The following is a 4,364-nucleotide window of genomic DNA, read 5'->3' as shown; positions in this document are numbered from 1 at the left end:
AGCCGTAAGCCGTAAGCCGTAAGCCGTAAGCCGTAAGCCGTAAGCCAGGATGCTGTCTATCTCGCCTTACCTGGCCAGCGGCTTTTCTTAAAGCTTAACGCTTACAGCTTATAGCTCCCGGCGAAGCCGGGCTATCCCAGATAACGCCGTCCGCCGCGCAGGGTTGCCCCCTTTACCGTCTCGGGCGATGTCTCGCCACTCAACTGCTGCTGCAGCTGCTGCCAGGCGGCCTCGTCAAGCCAGCCTCGGTCCGCCAGCCAGCCGGCCAGGCGCTCGGGTTCCATGCCGCGGTCAAGCTCTTCCCCCGCCTCGTCCACCAGCACCGGGATGCGCACCCCGTAGCGCTCGACCAGGACGTCATCGTCGCTGATCTCGACCCTGTCCAGCCGGTAAGGGGTGGCGCAGAGGGTCACCAGCAGCGCCTCGAGCTGCTCGCAGAGATGGCAGCCCAGGGTGGTGTAGAGCCTCAGGCGGATCATGCACCCTCCCGATGGCGGATCAGGAACACATGGTGGAGATCGGGGTTCCTCGAGAAATCGGGGTCGAAGGTGCGCGACGAGATATCCTCGACCGCATACTCCTCGGCGAGGTCGGCATCCATCCTGAAACGCCGCTGGTTGTTGGAGAACACCAGGGTCCCGCCCGGCGCCAGGCGCGCCATGGCCAGGCGCACCAGCCGACCGTGGTCGCGCTGGACGTCCAGGGTATCGGCCATCTTCTTCGAGTTGGAGAACGTCGGCGGGTCCAGGAAGATCAGGTCGAACTCGCCGCCGGCCGTCTCCAGCCAGCGCAGGCAGTCGTCGCGCACCACCCGGTGGCGGCTTGGGTCGAGGCGGTTGAGGGCGAAGTTATCCCGCGCCCACTCCAGGTAGGTGTTGGAGAGGTCGACGCTGACGCTCTCGCTGGCCCCGCCGGCCAACTCGTTGCCCTCTTTCTGCGATCCCAGGGCGGCCTGAACCGTGGCGACCCCGGTATAGCAGAAGAGGTTGAGGAATCGCTTGCCAGGGGCCATTTCGCCGAGCAGGCGCCGCACCGGGCGATGATCGAGAAAGAGGCCAGTATCCAGGTAGTCGCGCAGGTTGACCCATAGCCGCGCCCGGCCCTCGCGCACCTCGAAGCGCTCACCGCTGGCCGCCTGCTTGCGGTACTGGGCCTTGCCACTCTGCCGCTCGCGACGCTTGACGACGATTCTCCCGGGGTCGACGCCCAGCACGTCGGGAATCACGCCCAGCGCCTCGAACAGCCGCTTCTGGGCCTGGGCAGCATCGACGGACTTCGGTGCCGCATACTCCTGTACGTGCACCCAGTCGCCGTAGAGGTCGATGGCCAGGGCATACTCGGGCATGTCGGCGTCATAGAGCCGGTAGCAGCGCTCGCCGCTTTTCTTCAGCCACTTCTTCAGCCGCCGGCGGTTCTTCTCCAGGCGGTTGGCGAACATCTGCGCCCCCTCGGAGCGCGCCGGGGCGGCCTTCCCGGACGGCGACCCCTCCGCCTCGGGAATGGCCATCAGCAGCAGCTTGGCCTCCAGAGGACCGTTGCGCAGCGCGTACTGCTTGTGGGCCCGCAGCCCGATGCGGTGTCCGAGGTCCGGGTTAGCGGTGAAGACCGCCAGCTGCCAGCCGGGGAAGGCCACCTTGACCCGCTCGCCGAGCTGGCTATAGAGGCGCACCAGTTCGGGAAGCTCGCCGAGGCGCTCGCCGTAGGGCGGGTTGGTCATCACCAGTCCGCAGGGCGTGTCGGGCAGCCCCTGAGGGCGCGCCAGCTCGGCCAGGGAGGCCCCCTCGAGCTCGATCAGCGCCGGCACGCCGGCACGCATGGCGTTGGCCTTGGCCGCGGCCAGCGCCGGGGGGCTCTCGTCGAAGCCGAACAGCCGCGAGCGGCAGCGCTTGCGCCCGATGCTGGCCCGCCCCTCGGCCTCGCGCCGCAGTTCCCGCCAACAGCGCTCGTCATGCCCGGCCCAGCCGTGGAAGCCAAAGCGCTCCCTGGCCAGACCCGGGGCGATGTCGGCGGCCATCATGGCGGCCTCGATCAACAGGGTGCCAGCACCGCACAGCGGGTCGACCAGCGGTGCCCCCTCCCGAGCCAGCGCCGGCCAGCCGGCGCGCACCAGCAGGGCGGCGGCCAGGTTCTCCTTGAGTGGGGCATGGCCCACGTCACGGCGGTAGCCACGGCGGTGAAGGCTGTCACCCGAGAGGTCCACCCCCAGCGTCAGCCGCCCCCGGTGCAGGTGGGCATAGAGGCGAAGGTCCGGCTGCCGGGTATCGACGTCGGGCCGTGACCGTCCCTCGGCGTGAAGGCGATCCACCACCCCATCCTTGACGGTCTGGGCCCCGAAGCGGGTGTGGCGGATCGCCTCGGTGCGGCCATGGAAGTCCACCGCCAGGGTCGCGCCCGGCGGGAGGTGGCGCCGCCAGTCGATGGCTGCTGTGGCGGCACGCAGTGCCTCGGGGGTCTCGATGCCTTCCTCCTGGGACAGGCAGAGCACCAGCCGATTGGCCAAGCGCGACCAGAGGCAGATGCGGTAGGCGACCTCGAGACTCGCGCGAAGGTGAACCCCGGCCACCGTGGTCTTGCCGGGCACGGCGCCCAGGGCGACCAGCTCGTCGACCATCAGCAGCTCGATGCCGCGGGGACAGGTGGCCAGAAAATCGAGTGAATCAGAGGTGTGCAGTTCAGTCATGGAATATCCATCGGCGCGGTGGCTGGCCGGGGTGGAGGCGTGACAGGCAGGTGAACGCCTTGTTACAAATCATCGGTCGACAACCATCATCATCCTGGGCTATCAATAAGTGAGTAGCTACTGAATGACGCATGCGTTCCTGTCAACGGGCCTCGAGTCGTCGTGCAGCACGGAGTTGCCGCAGAGACCGATGTCGCCCGGGCAACATGAATCTGGTCTCGAGGCCAGGTTCTCGTCGGTACCTTCATCAAGAGGTAGTCCAATGAAACGACAGAAACGTGATCGCTTCCAGCGTGCCTATGTTCATGGGTACAAGGCGGGTCTCTCAGGTCGTTCCCGCGATGACTGTCCAAGTCAGGATATCAATCTACGCGAGTACTGGATGAGCGGTTGGCGTGAAGGTCGTGGGGATCAATGGTCCGGCATGACGGGAGTCTCCGGCATTCACAAGAACCCCATGGTGATGTGACCCCCGCATTCACCGGGTCATCAGTCCATCGTCAGAGGTGTTGACGAATCTATCAAGCCCATGGCATGGCCATGGGCTTTTTAGTGGCCGCCCGCCGGCCCCTCACTGCCCGGCGAAACGGGCCTGCAGCGCCCGGGCACACTCCCCCACCAGCGCCGGCCCACGATAGATGAAGCCGGAATAGAGCTGCACCAGATCGGCGCCGGCCGCCACCTTGTCCACCGCCGCCTCGCCGCTGTCGATGCCACCCACGCCGATGATCGGCATACCTGGGAGCCGGCGGCGCAGTTCGCGGATCACCGTGTTCGACGGCTCGAACACGGGCCTCCCGGAGAGTCCGCCCTGCTCGTCGGCATGCTCGAGCCCCGCCACCGACTCGTGGGAGACCGTGGTGTTGGTGGCGATCACCGCGTCGATGGCATTGGCCGCAAGGGTGCGAGCCACCAGGCCGACCTCCTCGGGGCTCATGTCCGGGGCGATCTTCACCGCCAGAGGGACACGGCGACCGGTATCACGGTCGAGCCGGCTCCCCTCCTCGCGCAGGGCACCGAGCAGCGCATCCAGGTGCTCGCCGAACTGCAGGTTGCGAAGCCCCGGGGTATTGGGCGAGGAGATGTTAACCGTGATGTAGTGCGCATGGCCATGCACCTTGCGCAGGCAGGTCAGGTAATCGTCCACCGCCTGTTCGACCGGGGTGGTGAGGTTCTTGCCGATATTGATGCCGATCACCCCGTCGTAGCGGCTCGCCTGCACACGGGCGACCAGATGATCCACCCCGGCGTTGTTGAAGCCCATGCGGTTGATGATGGCGCCGGCCTCGGGTAGGCGGAACAGCCGTGGACGCGGGTTGCCGTCCTGGGGGCGGGGCGTCACGGTCCCCACCTCGACGAAGCCGAAACCCAGCGCGCCCAGGGCATCGAGATGGTCGGCATTCTTGTCCAGCCCGGCGGCCAGGCCCACGCGGTTGGGAAAGCGCAGCCCCATCAGTTCCACCGGGTCCTCGACCCGGCCGCCGCCGACTCGCCCCGCCAGGCCCAGGCGACCGGCCAGGTCGAGTCCCTTCAGGGCGACCCCGTGGGCGGTCTCGGCGTCCAGGCGAAACAGCAGCGAACGGGCGAGCGAATACATGGCGACTCCGGAAAAGCGTGGCGAGCGGGGCGCCAGAGTATACCAGTGCCGCGAGCGGGAAACGACGCCATCGCAGTATCTTGCGGC

General features: G+C 67.2%; 4 protein-coding genes. 1 reads left to right on the top strand and 3 read right to left on the bottom strand.

Annotated elements, in window-relative coordinates; translation table 11 throughout:
- Nucleotides 1-131: 131 nt before the first annotated feature.
- Nucleotides 132-479 (bottom strand): glutaredoxin family protein, encoded by a 348-nt coding sequence (locus RI841_RS14815; RefSeq protein WP_310706403.1) that lies wholly within the window; start codon nt 477-479, stop codon nt 132-134.
- On the bottom strand, nt 476-2,680 hold the full coding sequence (gene rlmKL / locus RI841_RS14810) for a bifunctional 23S rRNA (guanine(2069)-N(7))-methyltransferase RlmK/23S rRNA (guanine(2445)-N(2))-methyltransferase RlmL (RefSeq protein ID WP_310706402.1): 2,205 nt from the start codon (nt 2,678-2,680) through the stop codon (nt 476-478). Before rlmKL ends, RI841_RS14815 begins: the two co-directional genes overlap by 4 nt.
- 262 nt (nt 2,681-2,942) lie before the next feature.
- Between rlmKL and rmf the strand changes: the two genes are divergently transcribed.
- Nucleotides 2,943-3,149: a ribosome modulation factor gene (gene rmf / locus RI841_RS14805; protein WP_082042631.1), complete on the top strand. Its 207-nt coding sequence runs from the start codon at nt 2,943-2,945 to the stop codon at nt 3,147-3,149.
- Nucleotides 3,150-3,251: 102 nt separating this feature from the next.
- Here rmf and RI841_RS14800 read toward each other — a convergent pair whose 3' ends face one another.
- A complete protein-coding gene (locus RI841_RS14800) occupies nt 3,252-4,277 on the bottom strand; it encodes a quinone-dependent dihydroorotate dehydrogenase (RefSeq protein WP_310706401.1) in 1,026 nt (341 codons plus the stop codon).
- Nucleotides 4,278-4,364: the final 87 nt, after the last annotated feature.

Source organism: Halomonas sp. (assembly GCF_031581305.1).
Lineage (GTDB): Bacteria > Pseudomonadota > Gammaproteobacteria > Pseudomonadales > Halomonadaceae > Halomonas.
The sequence above is the reverse complement of the archived record's forward strand: the minus strand, read 5'-3'. Positions and strand labels throughout refer to the sequence as shown.